At 71.0% G+C, this 21009-nt stretch carries 16 protein-coding genes; 11 read left to right on the top strand and 5 right to left on the bottom strand.

All coding sequences use genetic code 11. The features are described 5' to 3' along the window. Positions 1-40: 40 nt before the first annotated feature. Together AB6L24_RS30720 and AB6L24_RS30715 are read right to left on the bottom strand one after the other, a co-directional pair. Complete coding sequence (locus AB6L24_RS30720; protein ID WP_030358055.1) at positions 41-457, bottom strand: WhiB family transcriptional regulator; 417 nt, start codon at positions 455-457, stop codon at positions 41-43. Positions 458-638: 181 nt separating this feature from the next. Then, positions 639-1307: a DUF1707 domain-containing protein gene (locus tag AB6L24_RS30715; RefSeq protein ID WP_405660665.1), complete on the bottom strand. Its 669-nt coding sequence runs from the start codon at positions 1305-1307 to the stop codon at positions 639-641. Between the two features lie 175 nt (positions 1308-1482). Here AB6L24_RS30715 and AB6L24_RS30710 point away from each other — a divergent pair, with 175 nt between their 5' ends. Further along, positions 1483-3150, top strand: coding sequence for a fumarate hydratase (locus tag AB6L24_RS30710; protein ID WP_405660663.1), 1668 nt, complete (start codon positions 1483-1485; stop codon positions 3148-3150). 129 nt (positions 3151-3279) lie between these two features. Here AB6L24_RS30710 and AB6L24_RS30705 read toward each other — a convergent pair whose 3' ends face one another. Beyond that, on the bottom strand, positions 3280-4827 hold the full coding sequence (locus AB6L24_RS30705; protein WP_405660660.1) for a ricin-type beta-trefoil lectin domain protein: 1548 nt from the start codon (positions 4825-4827) through the stop codon (positions 3280-3282). 131 nt (positions 4828-4958) lie between these two features. Here AB6L24_RS30705 and AB6L24_RS30700 point away from each other — a divergent pair, with 131 nt between their 5' ends. The 5 genes from AB6L24_RS30700 to AB6L24_RS30680 all read left to right on the top strand — a co-directional run bounded on the left by AB6L24_RS30700 (position 4959) and on the right by AB6L24_RS30680 (position 11889). Further along, the gene (locus AB6L24_RS30700; RefSeq protein WP_405660658.1) at positions 4959-6392 is read left to right on the top strand and encodes a class II fumarate hydratase; all 1434 of its coding nucleotides are present in this window, start codon (positions 4959-4961) and stop codon (positions 6390-6392) included. A 229-nt stretch (positions 6393-6621) separates the two neighbouring features. Then, positions 6622-7308, top strand: coding sequence for a DUF402 domain-containing protein (locus AB6L24_RS30695; RefSeq protein WP_405660655.1), 687 nt, complete (start codon positions 6622-6624; stop codon positions 7306-7308). Positions 7309-7424: 116 nt separating this feature from the next. Continuing rightward, entirely contained in the window at positions 7425-8102 is a 678-nt protein-coding gene (locus AB6L24_RS30690; protein ID WP_405660652.1) for a class I SAM-dependent methyltransferase, read from the top strand. A 56-nt stretch (positions 8103-8158) separates the two neighbouring features. Beyond that, complete coding sequence (locus tag AB6L24_RS30685; protein WP_405660649.1) at positions 8159-10249, top strand: SpoIIE family protein phosphatase; 2091 nt, start codon at positions 8159-8161, stop codon at positions 10247-10249. A gap of 194 nt (positions 10250-10443) precedes the next feature. Beyond that, positions 10444-11889 (top strand): catalase, encoded by a 1446-nt coding sequence (locus AB6L24_RS30680; RefSeq protein ID WP_405660646.1) that lies wholly within the window; start codon positions 10444-10446, stop codon positions 11887-11889. 83 nt (positions 11890-11972) lie between these two features. On the opposite strand, the gene AB6L24_RS30675 is transcribed toward AB6L24_RS30680, so the two are convergent. Next, positions 11973-14462, bottom strand: coding sequence for a transglycosylase domain-containing protein (locus AB6L24_RS30675; protein WP_405660644.1), 2490 nt, complete (start codon positions 14460-14462; stop codon positions 11973-11975). 316 nt (positions 14463-14778) lie between these two features. Between AB6L24_RS30675 and AB6L24_RS30670 the strand changes: the two genes are divergently transcribed. From AB6L24_RS30670 to AB6L24_RS30660, 3 genes are read left to right on the top strand one after another with little or no spacing between them, the layout of a single operon-like run. Continuing rightward, positions 14779-15306, top strand: coding sequence for a PadR family transcriptional regulator (locus AB6L24_RS30670; RefSeq protein WP_030358046.1), 528 nt, complete (start codon positions 14779-14781; stop codon positions 15304-15306). Then, positions 15303-15989 carry an ABC transporter ATP-binding protein gene (locus AB6L24_RS30665; protein ID WP_087885710.1) on the top strand — a complete coding sequence of 229 codons (687 nt, stop codon included), beginning with the start codon at positions 15303-15305 and terminating at the stop codon, positions 15987-15989. Before AB6L24_RS30670 ends, AB6L24_RS30665 begins: the two co-directional genes overlap by 4 nt. Continuing rightward, positions 15986-18415 (top strand): FtsX-like permease family protein, encoded by a 2430-nt coding sequence (locus AB6L24_RS30660; RefSeq protein WP_405660641.1) that lies wholly within the window; start codon positions 15986-15988, stop codon positions 18413-18415. Before AB6L24_RS30665 ends, AB6L24_RS30660 begins: the two co-directional genes overlap by 4 nt. Before the next feature lie 120 nt (positions 18416-18535). Here AB6L24_RS30660 and AB6L24_RS30655 read toward each other — a convergent pair whose 3' ends face one another. Beyond that, positions 18536-19474 (bottom strand): LysR substrate-binding domain-containing protein, encoded by a 939-nt coding sequence (locus AB6L24_RS30655; RefSeq protein WP_405660638.1) that lies wholly within the window; start codon positions 19472-19474, stop codon positions 18536-18538. 128 nt (positions 19475-19602) lie between these two features. On the opposite strand from AB6L24_RS30655, the gene AB6L24_RS30650 reads away from it, so the two are divergent. Together AB6L24_RS30650 and AB6L24_RS30645 are read left to right on the top strand one after the other, a co-directional pair. Further along, positions 19603-20157, top strand: coding sequence for a peroxiredoxin (locus tag AB6L24_RS30650; RefSeq protein ID WP_016641682.1), 555 nt, complete (start codon positions 19603-19605; stop codon positions 20155-20157). 15 nt (positions 20158-20172) lie between these two features. Continuing rightward, on the top strand, positions 20173-20706 hold the full coding sequence (locus tag AB6L24_RS30645) for an alkyl hydroperoxide reductase (protein ID WP_380844956.1): 534 nt from the start codon (positions 20173-20175) through the stop codon (positions 20704-20706). Positions 20707-21009 lie beyond the last annotated feature (303 nt).

The raw sequence follows: 21009 nt of genomic DNA, 5'->3' as shown, positions 1-21009 counted from the left end.
CGCGGACGAGGTCTCGTGCGCGCCGGAGTTCGCGGTGGGCTCAGCCCGCGGCGGCGATGGTGCCCGCGGCGGTGCGGGTGGCCTTCTGGAGCTCCAGGTCGCGCCGGCGGCGCCGGGCCAGGACCACGCGGCGCTCGGCGGCGGTCAGGCCGCCCCAGACGCCGTACGGCTCGGGCTGGAGCAGGGCGTGCTCGCGGCACTCGACCATCACCGGACAGCGGGCGCAGACGCGCTTCGCCGCCTCCTCGCGGGAGAGCCGGGCGGCGGTGGGCTCCTTGGACGGGGCGAAGAACAGTCCGGCCTCGTCCCGGCGGCACACGGCGTCGGAGTGCCATGGGTTGTCCTGGTCCCGCTCGCGCGCTGGCACCCTTCCCCAAGCGCCCGACTGCGCTCGTGCCGGGGAGGCCCCCTCCGCCGGCACGGCGACCTGCAGGGACTGATGCGTCGGTTGCAGCACGGTCTACTCCTGACGACGGCTTCGCGAGCGAGAGACGATGCCCGAAGCTCTACCCGCTGTGTGCGGGCCTATGCACTGTGTTCCGGTGTACGGAAGCTCCGGTTCCTGCCGGATGACGCGGGTGGCCGGAACGTGTCGTCGTCGAGCGGGTGCCCGGGCGCCGCGGCGGCGGGCGGGGCGCTCAGCCCTCCAGCCGCTTGCGCAGATATCCGCGCAGGTCACGGATGAGCTTGCCGCGCTTGGGGCGAGCCTTGATGTCGCCGAAGACGGCGAATCCCTCGACGAAGACGACCGGCGCGTCCTTCTCCTCGGCGTCCAGGGTGTCCACTTCGACGGTGCCGAAGACGCCCGTGCCGCGGCCGCGCAGCGAGATGTTCTCGGGGACGCGCACCTTCACGTCGCCGAACAGCGCGAATCCCTTGATCACGACCTGCCGGTGCTCGAAGACGGCCTCGCTGAGGTCGAGCACGACGTCACTGAACACGGCGTACGCGTGCGTGCGGCGGCCGACGCGCCAGCGGCCCTTGCGGACGGCGTCGCCGAAGACCGCGTGCAGGGTCTCGTCGGCGGTCTCGGGGACCTCGCCCGGCGTGGGCCTCGCGGGCGCCTTCTCGAACGAGGGGCCCTTGTCGCCGGGGGCGGGCAGGTCCTCGACGAAGGGCTCGAGCTCGGCGACGGTCTTCGCGCCGTAGACCCCGTCGATCCGCTCGCCGTGCTCCTCCGGGTCGATCCGGCCCGTGGCGAGCGCCTCGGCGAGGATGTCGGCGGCGCGGTCTCGGTCGGCGTCCGAGGCGCGCAGCGGCGCGGGCGCCTTGGCGGCAGGGGTCTGGGAACGCTTCTCTAGGTCCACGCCGTCAGCGTACCCAAACGCGATAGATCGCGACTAGACCCCACAAGGGGCGGACCGGGCACCGGCGTCAAGTGAGCCTTACCTCACCGGACCGGCACTCCCGAGGCGCTCTACGCTGGTCGGGCGCCACCAATGGAGGTCGCGCCGCTGTCTGCCGAGTGAGGAATTGGGCGTCATGCCAGAGTTTGCGTACTCCGATCTGCTCCCGCTGGGAGAGGACACCACCCCGTACCGGCTGGTGACCTCCGAGGGTGTGTCCACCTTCGAGGCCGACGGGCGCACGTTCCTCAAGGTCGAGCCGGAGGCGCTGCGCAAGCTCGCCGCCGAGGCGATCCACGACATCCAGCACTATCTGCGCCCGGCCCACCTGGCGCAGCTGCGCCGCATCGTGGACGACCCGGAGGCCTCGGGCAACGACAAGTTCGTCGCCCTTGACCTGCTGAAGAACGCGAACATCGCCGCCGCGGGCGTGCTCCCGATGTGCCAGGACACCGGCACGGCCATCGTCATGGGCAAGCGCGGCCAGAACGTCCTCACCGAGGGCGGCGACGAAGAAGCCCTGTCGCGCGGCATCTACGACGCGTACACGAAGCTGAACCTGCGCTACTCGCAGATGGCCCCGCTGACGATGTGGGACGAGAAGAACACCGGCTCGAACCTGCCGGCGCAGATCGAGCTGTACGCGACCGACGGCGGCGCCTACAAGTTCCTCTTCATGGCCAAGGGCGGCGGCTCCGCCAACAAGTCGTTCCTCTACCAGGAGACCAAGGCGGTCCTGAACGAGGCCTCCATGATGAAGTTCCTGGAGGAGAAGATCCGTTCGCTCGGTACGGCCGCCTGCCCGCCGTACCACCTGGCGATCGTCGTCGGCGGCACGTCCGCCGAGTTCGCCCTGAAGACCGCGAAGTACGCCTCCGCGCACTACCTGGACGAGCTGCCCTCCGAGGGCGCGCCGACCGGCCACGGCTTCCGGGACAAGGACCTCGAGGAGAAGGTCTTCGAGCTGACGCAGAAGATCGGCATCGGCGCGCAGTTCGGCGGCAAGTACTTCTGCCACGACGTGCGCGTGGTGCGCCTGCCCCGGCACGGCGCCTCGCTGCCCGTCGCCATCGCCGTGTCCTGCTCGGCCGACCGGCAGGCCACCGCGAAGATCACCGCCGAGGGCGTGTTCCTGGAGCAGTTGGAGACCGACCCGGCGCGGTTCCTGCCGGAGACCGAGGACTCGCACCTGGAGGAGTCCGGCGACGTCGTCAGGATCGACCTCAACCAGCCCATGGACGCCATCCTCGCCGAGCTGACCAAGCACCCGGTGAAGACCCGGCTCTCCCTCACCGGGCCGCTCGTCGTCGCCCGTGACATCGCGCACGCCAAGATCAAGGAGCGGCTCGACGCGGGCGAGGAGATGCCGCAGTACCTCAAGGACCACCCCGTGTACTACGCCGGTCCGGCCAAGACCCCCGAGGGGTACGCCTCCGGGTCCTTCGGGCCGACGACCGCCGGGCGCATGGACTCCTACGTGGAGCAGTTCCAGGCGGCCGGCGGGTCCAAGGTGATGCTGGCCAAGGGGAATCGCTCCAAGCAGGTCACGGACGCGTGTGACGCGCACGGCGGCTTCTACCTGGGGTCGATCGGTGGGCCCGCCGCGCGGCTCGCGCAGGACTGCATCAAGAAGGTCGAGGTCGTCGAGTACGAGGAGCTCGGTATGGAGGCCGTCTGGAAGATCGAGGTCGAGGACTTCCCGGCGTTCGTCGTCGTCGACGACAAGGGCAACGACTTCTTCCAGAATCCGGCTCCTGAGCCGACGTTCACCTCCATTCCGGTGCGGGGGCCCGGGCTGGCTTAGCGCCTGCGGGCGGCGGGGGATGGATTTCGCCCCCGCCGCCCCTACCCGTCCCGTACGGGGGCTTCGCCCCCTGGCCCCCCTCTTTGGCGCTTCGCGCCTCGTCCTCAAACGCCGGACGGGCTAGATCTCCTACGCGAACCGTTGGTTCGGTGCTCCCGTGCACTTCTGGAGGCGCAGGGGATCCTTGGTGCCTGCCAGGGTCAGGCAGAGTGTGGTGTCCGCCGCCGGGCGCAGGGTCCCGGACTGCTTGACGAACTTCTGGTTGGCGGCGCCGTGGCAGTTCCACAGCGTGACCGCGGTGCCTTCCTTGTACGCGCCCTCGGGGACGTCCAGGCAGCGGTCCTGGGTCAGGCCGGTGTGGAGGGAGCGCTGCGCGGAGTCGTACCACCAGGTCTGGTTGCGGTTGCCGGTGCAGTCCCAGCCCTGGACCTTGGTGCCGTTGCGGCTGCTTGATGCGTCCACGTCGACGCAGGTCTTCGTGGCCTCGTTCGTCAGCGGCTCGTACGCGTCGTCCCAGCCGCCCTCGTACAGCTTGGCGCTGCCCGTGGACGCCGGGTCGGCGCAGCTGCCCTCGCGCCAGCCCGAGTTGTGGAGCTGGGTGAGGCAGGAGGCGAAGGCGCCGTGGCCGCGGGCGTTGGGGTGGAAGGACTGGCGCACCGAGTTGGAGTCCGGCGGGAACGGGTTGGTCAGGTCCACGTACAGGCCGCGGGCCCAGGTGTCCTCCATGCAGACCTCGTGGCCGTGGAAGAGCCGGGAGTTGTCGAGGTAGAGCGCGCCGGAGTTCTTGGCGGCCCTGCGCATGCCGCGCTCGAAGGCGGGCACGGCCTCGTTGCGGCCCCACTCGGTGTCGGAGTCGTACCCGAGGCCGCCGCAGGCCGGCTTGCCGGGGAACTTCGGGTTGTCGCGGAAGTCGGGGCCGATCGGGCTCGGGTAGCCCATGACGACGAGCTTGTAGGCGTCGCCCGCGTAGCCCGCCTGGTCCATGACGGTGCGCAGGTCGCGCACGGACTGCTCGACCTTGGGCACGAGCGCGTCGACGCGGGCCTGCCAGCCGTCCTTGTACTTGGGCGCGCACGGGCCCTGGAGGGTGAGGTAGCGGGTCACGCAGTCGGTCATGACCGGCGCGAACTGCAGGTCGTCATTGGCGCCGATGACGAGCAGGATCGTCTTGATCCGGGTGTTGCGGGCCTTGATGGCGAGGTTGTCGCTCTGCACCAGCTCGTCCGCGTACTGCTTCTGGCCGCCGATCCTGATGTTGACGGTCTGCGCGCCCGAGCAGGCCACGTTGTACGTGACGTCCGCGGGGATGCCGGTGCGGTGGATGGCGGCGTCCGGCGAGCGGTGGCACCAGTTGTCGGGGCCGTTGGTGCCCGGCTCGTACGTCCCGACGCCCTCGCCGCTGATCTCGCTGTCGCCGAGCGAGATCAGGCCGGTCTTGCGGTCGGCGAGCGGGCGCTCGGCGGGGTCGCCGTACAGCTTGGTGGCCTCGGCGGCCCGGATCTTCTCAAGGTCCGGCGACAGGGGCGTCGCCGCGGGGGCGGGACCCTTGGGGTCCGCCGCCTGCGCCGGGACGGCCGTGGCGGCCCCGGCGATCAGGACCGTGACGGCGGCCGCCGCCGTGAGTGTGCCGCGCAGTCGGCTCGCGCCGACTCTTCCGACGCGTTGAACGCGCTTCATTGCGCCTCCCCGGTTTCGTGTTACCCACGGTTTTTACTGGTGGGTAGGGAGCTTGGGAATACTCCGAACAAGACAAGTGCTCAACTTTTTGAGGCAGTTGCGTACCCACAAGCACGGAAGGACCAGCGGACATGAGCGGCGGCGACAGCGGCGAGCAGGGCCGAGACAACGGCGTTGACCAGGGCGGATACCGCGTCGAACACGACTCCATGGGCGAGGTGCGGGTGCCGGCCGACGCCAAGTGGCGGGCCCAGACCCAGCGCGCCGTGGAGAACTTCCCCATCTCCGGCCAGCGCCTGGAGCGCGCCCACATCGCGGCCCTCGCCGAGATCAAGGCGGCCGCCGCGAAGGTCAACGCCGACCTCGGCGTCCTCGACAAGGACATCGCCGAGGCCGTCGCGTCCGCCGCCCGCGAGGTCGCCGAGGGCCGCTGGGACGCGCACTTCCCCGTCGACGTCTTCCAGACCGGCTCCGGCACCTCGTCCAACATGAACACCAACGAGGTCATCGCCACCCTCGCCACCGAGCGGCTCGGCCGGGACGTCCACCCCAACGACCACGTCAACGCCTCGCAGTCCTCGAACGACGTCTTCCCCTCCTCCCTCCACATCGCGGCCACCGCCGCCGTCACCGGCGATCTGATCCCCGCCCTCGACCACCTCGCCGATGCCCTCTCGCGCAAGGCCGAGGAGTTCGCGGACGTCGTCAAGTCCGGGCGTACGCATCTGATGGACGCCACGCCCGTCACCCTCGGGCAGGAGTTCGGGGGGTACGCGGCACAGGTGCGGTACGGGGTCGAGCGGCTGCGGGCCTCGCTGCCGCGGCTCGCCGAACTGCCGCTCGGCGGGACCGCCGTGGGCACCGGCATCAACACCCCGCCCGGGTTCTCCGCCGCCGTCATCGCCGAGGTCGCCCGGGCCACCGGGCTTCCGCTGACCGAGGCGCGCGATCACTTCGAGGCGCAGGGGGCGCGCGACGGGGTCGTCGAGACCTCCGGGCAGCTGCGGACCATCGCCGTCGGGCTCACCAAGATCTCCAACGACCTGCGCTGGATGGCCTCCGGGCCGCGGACCGGGCTCGCCGAGATCAGCCTCCCCGACCTCCAGCCCGGGTCCTCGATCATGCCCGGCAAGGTCAACCCCGTCATCCCCGAGGCCGTCCTCATGGTCGCCGCGCAGGTCACCGGCAACGACACCACCGTCGCCGTCGCCGGGGCCTCCGGGAACTTCGAGCTCAACGTCATGCTGCCCGTCATCGCCAAGAACGTCCTGGAGTCGGTGCGGCTGCTCGCCAACGCGGCGCGGCTGCTCGCCGACCGGACGGTCGACGGGATCGTCGCCCATCGCGAGCGGGCCCTGGAGTACGCCGAGTCGTCGCCGTCCGTCGTCACGCCCCTCAACAAGTACATCGGGTACGAGGAGGCGGCGAAGGTGGCGAAGCGGGCTCTGGCGGAGCGCCGGACCATTCGTGAGGTGGTTCTTGACGCGGGGTACGTCGAGCGGGGGGATCTGACGCTGGAGCAGTTGGACGCCGCGTTGGACGTGCTGCGGATGACGCGGCCGTAGGCCTTCGCGGGGCGCCCCAGGCCCGCCCCTTCTCCGAAACCGGGGGCTGCGCCCCCTGGACCCCCCTCATCGGCGCTTCGCGCCTCGTCCTCAAACGCCGGACGGGCTGGAAAATCCAGCCCCTCCGGCGTTTGAGGAGCGGGGTCTGGGGCGGAGCCCCGGTTTCGGTGAAGGGGCGGGACTGGGGCGCCCCCGCGAGGCCCCCGGCCGCAGACCCTAATATCTGTTCATGACAGACGACGGTGGCGGCGCGGGTGGCGCGGCGAAGGCGGCTCGGTGGGAGCCGGGGACGCAGGTTCTGTGGCGGTACCGGGAGAACGCCGGTGACGGGTTCCACATCTGTCGGCCCGTCACCGTCGTGCGGGACGAGGACGACCTCCTCGCCGTCTGGATGGCACCGGGCACGGAGTGCGTGAAGCCGGTCCTTGAAGACGGCACTCCGGTGCACCGGGAGCCGCTGGCCACGCGGTACACGAAGCCGAGGACGACGCGCAGGGACCACTGGTTCGGCACGGGCGTGCTGAAGCTGGCGCGTCCGGACGAGCCGTGGTCGGTGTGGCTGTTCTGGGAGCCGGGCTGGCGGTTCAAGAACTGGTACGTGAACCTGGAGGAGCCGAGGGCCCGCTGGCACGGCGGGGTGGACTCCGAGGACCACTTCCTGGACATCTCCGTACGCCCGGACGGGACTTGGCGCTGGCACGACGAGGACGAGTTCGCCCAGGCGCAGCGGGCGGGCCTGATGAGCGAGCGGAAGGCGGCGGCGGTGCGCGAGGCGGGTCACGCGGCCGTGGACGTCATCCGCGCCTGGGGCCCTCCTTTCGGGGACGACTGGCCGAGCTGGCGCCCGGACCCGTCGTGGCGAATTCCCGCCCTCCCCCATGACTGGGACCGTACGCCCGCGCACGTGTCCTCATGAGACCCTTGATGCGCCCCCGTGGTTCAAACGTAGGATCGTCCTCCGCAAGGGCGCACAGCGACAACTCCTCGTGCCCCCGCAGCGCCTGACAGGATGTCATCAAGGAGCGGCTGAACGTGAGCGAGGCATACGACGCGCCTGGCGGCCACGACCGCACGGGCCAGGCCGAGGCGTTCGACGCCATCGGCTCGGCCTACGACGTCGCGTTCCCGCACAAGTCGGGCCAACTCGCGGCCGGCCGCCGCCTCGCCGAGGAACTTCCCGCGGGCTCCCGGATCCTGGACGTGGGCTGCGGCACGGGCCTGCCCACGGCCCGGCAGCTGGCCGACGCGGGCCACTCGGTGCTCGGCGTCGACCTGTCGGCGGGCATGCTGGACCTGGCCCGGGTGAACGTACCGCCGCCGATGGCCGAGTTCCGCCGGGTGGATCTGGCGGATCTGCGCCCCTCGGGTGAAGGGCCGGGCGCTGTGGGGCAGTTCGACGGAATTGCCTGTTTCTTCGCGCTGTTGATGCTGCCCCGGAAGGAGATACCGTCTGCTCTTCGACTGCTGCGGTCCCTGCTCAGGCCCGGCGGTCTGCTGAGCCTTTCCATGGTCGAGGCCGACCTTGACGACGCGGCAATTCCGTTCCTGGGGCACACGATCCGGGTATCCGGTTACCTGCGGGACGAACTGCGGCAGGTCGTGCGGGACGCCGGCTTCGACATCGCCCACGAGGAGTCGTACTCGTACGCCCCGGCGAGGATCGATGCACCACCCGAGCACCAGTTATTCCTGCACTGCCGACGCGGCTGAGCAACGCTTGGACGGCGCGCGCGGCGCGCAGCCCCGGACGGACGGATTCGAAACGCGTGACGGAGCACCTCAGCCCCTACGAGGGCCGCAAGGCACCAGTTGCCCGGCCGACCGCCCCCGCGGATCCCCGCGGGGCGCTGCTGCGTGCCCCGGAGACGGACACGTTCGGCTCCGGGGGCGTGAACGCCCTGCCCGCGCAGGCGCGCACGGGTGAACAGGGCACGGGCAGCGAGCACGCCCAGTCGTCCACACCCGCCACGGAAGGCCCCGGCAGCCACCGCCCGCGCCCGGCCCCCGAGGGCGTGCCGACCCAGCCGCACCCCGGACCCGATGCCGCGAGGCCGGGCACCGAGGGCCCTGCGGGCATCGCCGGCGTGAGTGACGTGCCGGGCGCCCCCGGTGGCGCCGAGCGCCGTTCGGGCCGCCCCCGGCCGCCGGGTCCGGCGGCGATGCGGCGCGACGGGGACCGGCTGCGCTTCGTGGGCGCCGCCACCCGGCGCATCGCCCGCGGCATCGACCTCGACGAGATCGTGATGGGCCTGTGCCGGGCCACGGTGCCGACGTTCTCGGACGCGATCCTCGTCTATCTGCGCGACCCGCTGCCGGTGGGCGACGAGCGCCCCGCGGGACCGCTGCTGCTCCGCCTTCGCCGCACCGACCGCATCCCGGAGGACCAGGACACCGACGGCGGCACGCTGCCCGCCCTCCAGGTCCAGTCCGACCTGTCGTCGGCCGCCGAGCTGTGCGAGGTCCGGGTGGGCAGCGCGCTCGCCGAGGTCCTGCGCGGGGTGCGGCCGGTTTTCGCGGACGCCGCGACGGCGTTCGGCGCGCTGCCGGAGCTGCTCGGCGAGGGGCGCACGGTGCCCGGCGGACAGCGCGCGATCCTGGCGCCGCTGCGGGGGCGGCGTCGGGTCATCGGGGCCGCGGTCTTCCTGCGCCGCCCGGACCGGCACGCCTTCGAGGCCGACGACCTCCTGGTCGCCGCCCAGCTCGCCACGCACAGCGCGCTCGGCATCGACAAGGCCGTCCTGTACGGCCGCGAGGCGTACATCGCCGACGAGCTGCAGCGCACGATGCTCCCCGAGACCCTGCCGCGCGCCACCGGCGTGCGCCTGGCCTCGCGCTACCTCCCGGCCGCCGAGACCGCCCGCGTCGGCGGCGACTGGTACGACGCCATCCCGCTGCCCGGCAGCCGTGTCGCCCTGGTCGTCGGTGACGTCATGGGGCACTCCATGACGTCCGCCGCGATCATGGGCCAGCTGCGCACCACCGCGCAGACCCTCGCCGGTCTCGACCTGCCGCCCCAGGAGGTCCTGCACCACCTGGACGAGCAGGCCCAGCGCCTCGGCTCCGACCGCATGGCGACCTGCCTGTACGCGGTGTACGACCCGGTGTCGCACCGCATCACCATCGCCAACGCGGGCCACCCGCCGCCCGTCCTGCTGCACCTGGGCGGCCGCGCGGAGGTCCTGCGGGTGCCGCCGGGCGCGCCGATCGGCGTGGGCGGCGTCGACTTCGAGGCCGTCGAGCTGGACGCGCCCGCGGGCGCCACGCTGCTCCTGTACACGGACGGCCTGGTCGAGTCCCGCCTGCGTGACGTCTGGACCGGCATAGAGCAGCTGCGCGAGCGGCTCGCCGCGACCGCCCAGCTCACCGGGCCCGACCACCCGCCGCCCCTGGAGGCCCTGTGCGACGAGGTCCTCGACATGCTCGGCCCCGGCGACCGCGACGACGACATCGCGCTGCTCGCCGCCCGCTTCGACGGGATCGCGCCGAGCGACGTGGCGTACTGGTTCCTGGAACCGGAGGACGCCACGCCGTCGCGCGCCCGCAGGCTGGCCCGCAGCGCCCTGGAGCGCTGGGGCCTGACCGAGCTGAACGACGCCGTGGAGCTGCTCGTCAGCGAGGTCGTCACGAACGCCGTGCGGTACGCCACGCGGCCGATCACGCTGCGCCTCCTGCGCACGGACGTGCTGCGCTGCGAGGTCGGCGACGACGTGCCGCAGCTCCCGCGGCTGCGCCAGGCCCGCGCGACGGACGAGGGCGGACGCGGGCTCTACCTGGTCAACAGGCTGGCGCGGCGCTGGGGTGCCACGCGCCTGAGCACGGGAAAGGTGGTCTGGTTCGAGCTGAACCAGAACGGCTGACGGGGATCGTCCGGGGCCGGTCGTGGGCTGCGGCCCCGGCCGGCCCCTGTACGTGCCCGGTCGCCTCCGCTCGCGCTCACGTGCCCTGCCGCCGGAATCGGACCGGAACTGGACCCCGTCCAAATGTTGCCGACACCCAGTCGGCGGAGTTCACTGGCCTGTGTGCCCGAGCTCCGTCCGATGGGAGGACGCTCATGAAGTACACGACGAACAACGCCGGGATCCCGGTGGAGAGCGACGAACACTCGCTGACCGTCGGGTCCGAAGGACCGATCCTGCTCCAGGACCATCACCTCATCGAGAAGATGGCCCAGTTCAACCGGGAGCGCGTGCCCGAACGGGTGGTGCACGCCAAGGGGTCGGGGGCGTACGGGACCTTCGAGGTCACCAACGACGTCAGCCAGTTCACCAAGGCCGACCTCTTCCAGCCCGGCAGGCGCACCGAGATGCTGGCGCGCTTCTCGACGGTCGCCGGTGAGCAGGGCTCGCCCGACACCTGGCGCGACCCCCGCGGTTTCGCCCTGAAGTTCTACACCGAGCAGGGCAATTACGACCTGGTCGGCAACAACACGCCGATCTTCTTCGTCCGCGACCCGATCAAGTTCCAGGACTTCATCCGCTCCCAGAAGCGCACCCCCGCCAGCGGCCTGCGCGACCACGACATGCAGTGGGACTTCTGGACACTGTCCCCGGAGTCCGCGCACATGGTGACGTGGCTGATGGGCGACCGGGGCATCCCGAAGACGTACCGCCACATGAACGGCTACTCCTCGCACACCTATATGTGGATCAACGGCGGCGGCGAGAAGTTCTGGGTGAAGTACCACTTCAAGACCGACCAGGGCATCGACTTCCTCACCCAGGCCGAGGCCGACGAACTCGCGGGGACGGACGGCGACGCCCACCGGCGGGACCTGTTCGAGTCGATCGCGCGGGGCGAGCACCCGAGCTGGACGCTCAAGGTCCAGATCATGCCGTTCGAGGACGCACCGGACTACCGCTTCAACCCGTTCGACCTGACGAAGGTGTGGCCGCACGGCGACTACCCGCTGATCGAGGTCGGCCGGATGCGCCTCGACAAGAACCCCGAGGACTTCCACATCCACATCGAGCAGGCCGCGTTCGAGCCGTCCAGCATGGTGCCCGGCATCGGCCCGTCCCCGGACAAGATGCTGCTCGGTCGGCTGTTCTCGTACCCCGACACACACCGCTACCGCATCGGCCCCAACTACGCCCAGCTGCCCCCGAACCGCCCGCACACGGCCGTCGCCTCGTACGCGAAGGACGGTCCGATGCGGTACGAGGCCGCCGACGTGGCCCGGCCGTACGCGCCCAACTCCTACGGCGGTCCGGCCGCCCCCGTCCAGGAGTCCGTGGACCCCGCGGGCTGGCGGACGGCGGGCGAGATGGTGCGCGAGGCGTACAAACTGCACCGCGAGGACGACGACTTCGGTCAGGCGGGCACGCAGGTGCGGCAGGTGCTCGACGACGCGCAGCGCGAACGGCTCGTGTCGAACATCAGCGGCCACCTCCTCGACGGCGTCTCCCGCCCCGTCCTCGACCGGGCGCTCGCGTACTGGCGCAGCGTGGACAAGGGGCTGGGCGACCGGGTCGCGGCGAAGGTGAACGGCGGCGGCTGAGCGCGAAGGACCGGACCAGGTCACCCTGGTCCGGTCCTTCGGTCACCTTTGTCCCGGCGGTCGGTCGTTGCCGTGGCGCCCGGTCAGTCGGCCCGGTCCGAGCGGTCCGCTCTGTCGTCCGGGTCGTCCGGGATGCCCCACGTCGGTGGTGGCGTCGTCGGGGTCGTCGGCGGGTTCGTCGGCGTCGTCGGGGTTGTGGGCGGCTTCGTCGACGGGGTCGTCGGGGGCGAGGTCGTCGGGGGCTTCGTCGACGGCGGCTTCGTCGACGGCTTGTCCTTGTCCTCGTCGTCCGTCTCGGTGGGCGGCGCCGTCGGGGTCCGGGGGGCCTGCGTCGTCGGCTCGGGGGGCGCCTCGACGCCGGAGCCCATGTCCGTCTTCAGGTTGAACTTGGTGCGCGAGCCCGTCGCGTTGAACGTGTACGCCGCCCAGACCTCGGCGGGGAAGCTGCCGCCGTCGACGCGCGGCTTGCCGCCCGCGCCCCGCATGGACACCTGCTGGCCGCGCTTGAACTTGCCGTCGTCCTTGGGCTGCTCGCCGAACAGGCCGACGGACGTGACCAGCTTCGGGGTGTAGCCCACGAACCAGGCCGACTTGTTGTCGTCGGACGTGCCGGTCTTGCCCGCGACCGACTGGCCCTTGCGGTTGCTCGCGTCGCGCACCGAGGTCCGCGCCGTACCGTCGTCGACCACGCCGGTCAGGACGGAGGTGACGGAGTCCGCGGCGCCGCGGCTGATGACCTCGTCGCCGATGGCGTCGGGCAGGTCGACGGAGCGGTCCTTGTGCTCGACCGACTTCACGAGCTGCGGCGTGACCTGCTTGCCGTGGTTGTCGAGCGTCGCGTACACGGCCGCCATCTCCAGCGGGCTCGCGCCCATCGACCCGAGGGTCTGCGCGGGCACGGCGGGCAGGCCCTTGACGTCCATGCCGAGTTTGCCCGCGGTCTGCAGGACCTTGTCCATGTCGACGTCCACGCCCATCTGCGCGAACACCGAGTTCACGGACTTGTTCATCGCCGTCTGGACGGTGACGGGGCCGTACGAGCGGCCGTCCTCGTTGGGCGGTGCGAAGCCGATGGCGCTGCCCTTGACGGGGCGCTTGCTGCGGCCGCTGTAGATGGTGTCCGCCGTGATCGGCTTGCCCTCCTGCGTCTTCGCGCCCTGCTCCAGGGCGGCGGCGAGGATCAGCGGCTTGAAGGTGGAGGCGGGCTGGTAGTCGGCGCGGGTGGCGTTGTTCGTGAAGTGCTTCAGATAGTCGCGGCCGCCGTACATCGCGACGATCCCGCCGGTCTTCGGGTCGACGGACACCGCCCCGGCCTGCACGCGCGCGTCGGCCTTGCTCTTGCCCGGCTCCAGCTTGTCGTTGAGCTTCCTGTCGACCGCCTTCTCCAGCTGGCGCTGCTTCTTGGGGTCGATGTTGAGCGTGATGGTGTAGCCGCCCGCCTTGAGCTGCGCCTCCGCCTCGGACTTGGTGTAGCCCTCCTTGACGAGCTGCGCCTCGATGGCCTCGTTGGCGGCCCGGACCAGATAGCCGGTCTGCCCCTTCATCTCGGGGTCGGGCTTCGGCTCGTGCGGCTTCGGGAACTTCAGGCGGTCGCGCTCGGCGGAGTCGAGCCAGCCCTGCCCGACCATGTTGTTCAGTACGTAGTCCCAGCGCTCCCTGACCAGCTTCTTGCCGGTGGGCGTGGCCGTCGCCCAGTCGTAGGAGCTGGGGGCCTGGAGCAGCGCGGCGAGGTAGGCGCCCTGGGCGACGTTCAGCTTCTCGGCGTCGACGCCGTAGTAGGCCTGGGCGGCGGCCTGGATGCCGTAGGCGCCGCGGCCGTAGTACACGGTGTTGAGGTAGCCCGCGAGGATGTCGTCCTTGCTCTTCTCGCGGTCCACCTTCAGCGAGATGACCAGTTCCTTGAGCTTGCGCGAGACGGTCTGGTCCTGCGTGAGGTAGTAGTTCTTCACGTACTGCTGGGTGATCGTCGAGCCGCCCTGCTTGCCCTTGCCGGCCAGCGTGTTGAGGACACCGCGGGCGGTGCCCTTCAGGTCGACGCCCGAGTCCTTGTAGAAGGACTTGTTCTCGGCGGCGACGAACGTGCGCTGCACCGGCTTCGGGATCTTGTCCAGGTCGATGATCTCGCGGTTCACGTCGCCGTCGCCGTCGCGGGCGAGGAGCGTGCCGTCGCTGTACTTGTAGACGTTGCTCTGCAGCCGCGCGGCGGCGTTGCCCTTGGGGATGTCCACGACCAGATAGAGGACGACGAAGCCGAGCATCAGGAGCAGGATGAAGGAGAAGAACGCGCCGAGGAGCTTCTTCCACGTGAAGAAGCGGCGGATGCCGGTCTTCTTGGGCTTGGCCGGGCGGCCGCGGCGGGCGGCACGGCGGCCGCCGCCCTCGCCGGACTCGCCCGGGCCGGATATGCCCTCGCGGGAGGTGTCCTCGCCGACGGGGCCCGCGCCTGCCGGTCCGTTCCCGGCGGGGCCGCCGGCGGAGGGACTGCCGGTGGCAGGGGCGCCGTCGGACGGGCGGGGGCGCGCTGCTCGGCGCGCTCCGCGCTGCCGCGCTTTTCGCTCTTCCGCTCGGCCCATGACTGTGGCGCTCCGCTTCGTCTCGTCGTGTTCGTACCGCGTGTGTGCGTCGTACTCGGGTCCCTGCCGCCGTATGCCCGCCGACACCTCAGGTCAGCTCACGAAGCTAACACCGCGCCAGTGGACAAACGCCCCACGATCCGGCCTTTTCCGGACGTGACAATCAGCACCCGGCACAGGGGAACCAGTGCTGTCCCACCCAAATCGACTCACCAGGGCCACGGACGGTTGCCCGCGAACCGAACACACAGGCGCCCGCCGACCTAGACACTGCGCGTATACACACCACGTATACGTGGTGTGTATAGTGCTCCGCATGTCCATCGGTCACACCCTCCTCGGGCTCCTCGAATCAGGGCCCCGCCACGGCTACGACCTCAAGCGCGCCTTCGACGAGAAGTTCGGGCACGACAAGCCGCTGCACTACGGCCAGGTCTACTCGACCATGTCCCGGCTCCTGAAGAACGGCCTCGTCGAGGTCGACGGCGTGGAGGCGGGCGGCGGCCCGGAGCGGAAGCGGTACGCCATCACCGAGGCGGGCATCACCGATGTCCAGCGGTGGCTCGCGACGCCGGAGAAGCCCGAGCCGTACCTCCAGTCGACGCTCTACACCAAAGTCGTCCTCGCGCTGCTCACCCACCGCGACGCCGCCGACATCCTCGACACCCAGCGCGCGGAGCATCTGCGCCTGATGCGGATCCTCACCGACCGCAAGCGGAAGGGCGATCTCGCCGATCAGCTCATCTGCGACCACGCCCTGTTCCATCTCGAAGCCGACCTGCGCTGGCTGGAGCTCACCTCCGCCCGACTGGGCAAGCTCGCCAAGGAGGTGCTCCCCTCATGACCCCCGCTGGTTCCCTGCTCACCGCAGACGGGCTGCGCAAGGCCTACGGCCCGACCACCGCGCTCGACGGCGCCGCGTTCTCCATCCACCCCGGCGAGGTCGTCGCCGTGATGGGCCCCTCCGGCTCCGGCAAGTCCACGCTCCTGCACTGCCTCGCCGGGATCGTGCGGCCGGACGCGGGCGAGATCACGTACAACGGGCGGAGCCTGACCGGCATGAGTGACGCCGCGCTCAGCGCGCTGCGCCGCAGCGAGTTCGGGTTCGTGTTCCAGTTCGGCCAGCTCGTCCCGGAGCTGACGTGCCTGGAGAACGTCGCGCTGCCGCTCAGGCTCAACGGCGCCAAGCGCAAGGACGCCGAGCGGACCGCGCTGACCTGGATGGAGCGCCTGGAGGTCGACGACGTGCGCGACAAGCGCCCCGGCCAGGCCTCCGGCGGCCAGGGCCAGCGCGTCGCCGTGGCCCGCTCCCTCGTCACCAACCCGCGCGTGCTGTTCGCGGACGAGCCCACCGGCGCCCTCGACTCCCTCAACGGCGAGCGCGTGATGGAGCTGCTCACCGACGCCGCCCGCTCCACCCACGCCGCCGTCGTCCTCGTCACCCACGAGACCCGGGTCGCCGCCTACTCCGACCGCGAGGTCGTCGTGCGCGACGGCAAGTCCCGTGACATGGAGCGCCTGGTATGAGCACGACCCGTACGAAGCCGGTGGCGCCGCCCGACGCCGGGGACCGGCCGACCGGTCCCACCGGCGTCCGCGCCTGGCTCCGCGACCTCGTCATGGGCATGCGGTTCGCGGTCGGCGGCGGCCGGGAGGGCTGGGTGCGCACCGGGCTCACCGCCGTCGGCGTGGGCCTCGGCGTCGCGCTCCTTCTCGGCGCCGCCTCGGTGCCCGACCTGCTCGCCAACCGCGACGCCCGCGCGACGGCCCGCCATCCCGCGGACACGATGGCCGCCAAGAAGATCGACCGCTCCGACTCGACGATCCTGATCGTCGACGCGGGCACCGACTTCCGCGACTCGGAGATCGGCGGCCGCTCGGTGCGCGCCGACGGCGACCACCCGGTGCTCCCGCCCGGGGTGAGCGAGCTGCCCAAGGGCGGCGAGATGGTGGTCTCGCCCGCCCTGCGCGACCTGATGAACAGCTCCGAGGGCAAGCTCCTCAAGGAGCGCTTCGAGGGCTACCGCGTCACGGGCACCATCGGCGACGCGGGCCTGATGAGCCCCAAGGAGCTGTACTACTACACGGGTTCCGACACCCTCACCAAGGAGCAGGGCGCCCACCGCATCAAGGCGTTCGGCTACGAGGACCCGGCCGAGCCGCTCGACCCCCTCCTCGTCGTGCTCGTCGTCCTGATCTGCGTCGTGCTGCTCACGCCGGTGCTCATCTTCATCGGCACCGCGGTGCGCTTCGGCGGCGAGCGGCGCGACCAGCGCCTCGCGGCGCTGCGGCTCGTCGGCGCCGACCGGCGGGCGGTGCGCCGGATCGCGGCGGGCGAGGCGCTCTTCGGCGCCCTCCTCGGTCTCGCGCTCGGTGCCGTGTTCTTCCTCGGCGTACGGCAGTTGGTGGGCGTCGTCGACATCTGGAAGGTCAGCGCGTTCCCCTCCGACATGGTGCCGCTGCCCGGGCTGGCGGTGCTGATCGCGCTGGCCGTGCCGGTCTCGTCCGTGCTCGTCACAGTGATCTCGCTGCGCGCCGTCGCCATCGAGCCGCTCGGCGTCGTCCGCAGCACGACGGCACGCAAGCGGCGGCTGTGGTGGCGGCTGATCCTGCCCGTCGGCGGCCTGGTGATCCTGCTCAACCAGGACCAGGTGACCCGCACCGCGGGCGAGAACGTGCAGGTGTACTCCATCGCCGCGGGCGCCACCCTCGTCCTGGTGGGCCTCGCGACGCTGATGCCCTGGCTGGTCGAGGCGGCCGTGGCGCGGCTGCGCGGCGGACCCGTGCCGTGGCAGCTCGCCACCCGGCGGCTGCAGTTGAGCAGCGGCACGGCGGCCCGCGCGGTCAGCGGCATCACGGTCGCGGTGGCGGGAGCGGTCGCGCTGCAGATGCTCTTCGCGTCCATGCACGACGACTTCAACACCACCACCGACCAGGACCCCCGGCGCGCCCAGCTCAACATCAGCTCGCCGGAGGCCAGCGGACCGCTCGCCCAGCGGATGATCGACGACTTCCGCACCGCGAAGGGCGTCAAGGGCGTCATCGGCCGGGTCTCGTCGTACGTGGTCAAGCCGGGTGAGCTGAAGAAGGCCGACGACATGCGGCCCACCACGGAGCTGTCCGTCGGCACCTGCGCGACCCTGCGCGAGCTGGCGCGGGTGAAATCCTGCAAGGACGGCGACACCTTCGTCGTGCACACCGGGGACCGGGACCTGGACCACTGGGTGGACCAGACGGCACGGCCCGGCCAGAAGGTCGACCTCAACAGCGAGAGCTGGGGCGACTACGCGGGCGAGGGGCGCGGCGAGCACGTCCCGTGGACGCTGCCGAAGTCGTCGCGCACGATCACCTCGCGCCCCGACCCGGTGGGCGACCGCTACAACGGCATCTTCGTGACGCCCAAGGCGATCGACGTGGCCAAGTTGAAGGGCGCCGACACCCAGGCCCTGGTGCAGATCGACCCGAAGGTCGAGGACGCCGAGGAGTACGTGCGCAACGCGGCCACGCAGATCGACCCGCTGATCCGCGTGTACACGATCCGCATGATCGAGCGCGACAAGCAGTACGCCTCGGTGCAGAAGGGCCTGCAGGCGGGCGCGATCGCCACCATGATGCTGATCGCGGCGTCCATGCTGGTCTCGACCCTGGAGCAACTGCGGGAGCGCAAGCGGCTCCTGGCGGCCCTGACGGCCTTCGGCACCCGGCGCTCGTCGATGGCCTGGTCGGTGCTGTGGCAGACGGCCGTCCCCGTGGTGCTCGGCCTCGGCCTCGCCATCACCGGCGGTCTGGCGCTCGGCGCCGTGATGTGCCGGATGGTGGACAAGGGGGTCACCGACTGGCTGGTGTTCCTGCCGCTGGGCGCGGCGGGCGCGGCGCTGGTCGCGGTGGTGACGCTGCTGAGCCTGCCCGCCCTGTGGCGGATGATGCGGCCGGACGGGCTCCGTACGGAGTAGCTCCCGAGGGGGGAACCGTCAGGCGTGGGTAGGGGCACACAGCTCGGCTGTGTGCCCCCACCCATTGCGTCGCCCCACGCGTCACCTCACCCCACGCGTCACCTCACCCGGCCCGCCGCCTCACAACACCCGTACCGGCAGCGGCCGCAGCGCCTCCCGCAGGGCGCCCGCCAGTTCCTCGTACTCCGCCGCCCGCGCGGCACCCGTACGCATCGCGAGGGCCACCCTCCGCGTCGGCGCCGGGTCGGCGAAGTACCCCGTCAGGAGCTGGCTGCTGCGGCTCGTCTCGACGCGGACCGCCGTGCGCGGAAGCAGGGTCACGCCGAGGCCGCCCGCGACGAGTTGGACGAGGGTGGAGAGCCCGGCGGCGGTCGTGGTCACCGGCAGGTCACCCCTGCCCGCCTCCCGGCAGATGTCCAGCGCCTGGTCCCGCAGGCAGTGGCCCTCGTCGAGCAGCAGCAGGTTCAGCTCGCGCAGCGCCTCGCGCGGAATGCCCTCGCGGCCGCCCAGCCAGTGGTCGAGCGGCGTCACGAGCACGAAGTCCTCGTCGAAGAGCGGCAGTTCGGTGACGCCGGGCACCCCGAGCGGCACGGCGAGAAGGAGCAGGTCGAGCCGTCCCGCCGCGAGGCCTTCCAGCAGCGAGGACGTCTGCTCCTCGTGCACCTGGAGGTCCAGGTCCGGATACTTCTCGTGGACGAGGGCGAGCACCGTCGGCAGCAGGTACGGCGCCACCGTCGGGATCACGCCGAGCCGCAGCGCGCCCGTGAACGGCGCCTTCACCGCGTCCGCCTCCTCCATCAGCGCCTCGACCTCGTCGAGGACCGCCTTCGCGCGCACCGCGAGCCGCTCCCCCGCCGGGGACAGCAGCACCTTGCGCGTCGTGCGCTCCAGGAGCTGGACACCCAGTGCCTCCTCCAGGGCGGACACCGCGCCGGACAGCGCGGGCTGACTCATCCCGATTGCTGCCGCCGCGTCCCTGAAGTGCAGATGCTCGGCCACGGCCGCGAAGGCGCGCAGCTGCGCCAGGCTGGGTTGCTTGCCCCTATTTACGGCTCGCACTGATAGCTACCTCCGATCAACACAACCGAGTGTAGCTATTTCCCTAATCAATGCACCCTGTGCCACGATCGACAGCAGTCCAACCCCCTGGAGCCCCTTACCGGGCTCCTACGCTGCAAGGAGAGCGCGTGCTCACTGTCGGTGACAAGTTCCCCGAGTTCGACCTGACTGCCTGTGTCTCGCTGGAGAAGGGCAAGGAGTTCGAGCAGATCAACCACAAGACCTACGAAGGCAAGTGGAAGATCGTCTTCGCGTGGCCCAAGGACTTCACCTTCGTGTGCCCGACCGAGATCGCCGCCTTCGGCAAGCTGAACGACGAGTTCGCCGACCGTGACGCCCAGGTCCTCGGCTTCTCCGGCGACTCCGAGTTCGTGCACCACGCCTGGCGCAAGGACCACCCGGACCTGACGGACCTGCCCTTCCCGATGCTGGCCGACTCCAAGCACGAGCTCATGCGTGACCTCGGCATCGAGGGCGAGGACGGCTTCGCGCAGCGCGCCGTCTTCATCGTGGACCAGAACAACGAGATCCAGTTCACGATGGTGACCGCCGGTTCCGTCGGCCGTAACCCCAAGGAGGTCCTGCGGGTCCTCGACGCCCTCCAGACGGACGAGCTGTGCCCGTGCAACTGGAGCAAGGGCGACGAGACCCTGGACCCGGTCGCGCTGCTCTCCGGCGAGTGAACGGAGCGTACTGACGTGGCTCTCGACGAACTCAAGTCCGCCGTACCGGACTACGCCAAGGACCTGAAGCTGAACCTCGGCTCGGTCATCGGCAACTCGGACCTTCCGCAGCAGCAGCTGTGGGGCACGGTGCTCGCCTGCGCGATCGCCTCCCGCTCGCCGCGCGTGCTGCGTGAGCTGGAGCCCGAGGCCAAGACGAACCTCTCCCCCGAGGCGTACACCGCCGCCAAGTCGGCTGCCGCCGTCATGGCGATGAACAACGTCTTCTACCGCACGCGTCACCTGCTCTCCGACCCGGAGTACGGGACGATGCGGGCCGGTCTGCGGATGAACGTCATCGGCAACCCGGGCGTGGAGAAGGTCGACTTCGAGCTCTGGTCCCTCGCGGTGTCCGCGATCAACGGCTGTGGGCAGTGCCTCGACTCGCACGAGCAGGTGCTGCGCAAGGCCGGCGTCGACCGCGAGACCATCCAGGAAGCCTTCAAGATCGCCGCCGTCATCCAGGCGGTCGGGGTCACCCTGGACTCCGAGGAGCACCTGGCCGGCTGACCCCAGCCGACCACTCCTGTACGTCACGTAGGGCCCCGCTCACATCGAGCGGGGCCCTACGCGTGCACGCCCCCGCCCGGCGCTCCGCGCCGACTTGCACCTGCCGACCAACCCGGCACCCCGGGCCTCGAACCGGGGCACCCCCGATCGGCCTCCGGCCTCGTCCTCAAACTCCCCCAAGCTCTCAAGGAGCAGGGGGGACCCCCACGACGGGCTCTTCCCCACCCACCCGCCCGAACCATCCCTTCGGCCTGAGCAGTCGGCACTGCCTGCCCGAGGGTGCCGGGCTGTTGCTCAGCCCCG

The organism is Streptomyces sp. RK9, from assembly GCF_045070545.1.
Lineage (GTDB): Bacteria > Actinomycetota > Actinomycetes > Streptomycetales > Streptomycetaceae > Streptomyces > Streptomyces alboflavus.
This window is presented reverse-complemented; position numbering and strand designations above follow the sequence as displayed.

Bases quoted from the DNA above. Each gene is read 5' to 3' on its own strand.
- AB6L24_RS30710 (WP_405660663.1), top strand. From the start codon at position 1,483: ATGCCAGAGTTTGCGTACTCCGATCTGCTCCCGCTGGGAGAGGACACC.
- AB6L24_RS30705 (WP_405660660.1), bottom strand. From the start codon at position 4,827: ATGAAGCGCGTTCAACGCGTCGGAAGAGTCGGCGCGAGCCGACTGCGC.
- AB6L24_RS30700 (WP_405660658.1), top strand. From the start codon at position 4,959: ATGAGCGGCGGCGACAGCGGCGAGCAGGGCCGAGACAACGGCGTTGAC.
- AB6L24_RS30695 (WP_405660655.1), top strand. From the start codon at position 6,622: ATGACAGACGACGGTGGCGGCGCGGGTGGCGCGGCGAAGGCGGCTCGG.
- AB6L24_RS30680 (WP_405660646.1), top strand. From the start codon at position 10,444: ATGAAGTACACGACGAACAACGCCGGGATCCCGGTGGAGAGCGACGAA.
- AB6L24_RS30675 (WP_405660644.1), bottom strand. From the start codon at position 14,462: ATGGGCCGAGCGGAAGAGCGAAAAGCGCGGCAGCGCGGAGCGCGCCGA.
- AB6L24_RS30670 (WP_030358046.1), top strand. From the start codon at position 14,779: ATGTCCATCGGTCACACCCTCCTCGGGCTCCTCGAATCAGGGCCCCGC.
- AB6L24_RS30665 (WP_087885710.1), top strand. From the start codon at position 15,303: ATGACCCCCGCTGGTTCCCTGCTCACCGCAGACGGGCTGCGCAAGGCC.
- AB6L24_RS30660 (WP_405660641.1), top strand. From the start codon at position 15,986: ATGAGCACGACCCGTACGAAGCCGGTGGCGCCGCCCGACGCCGGGGAC.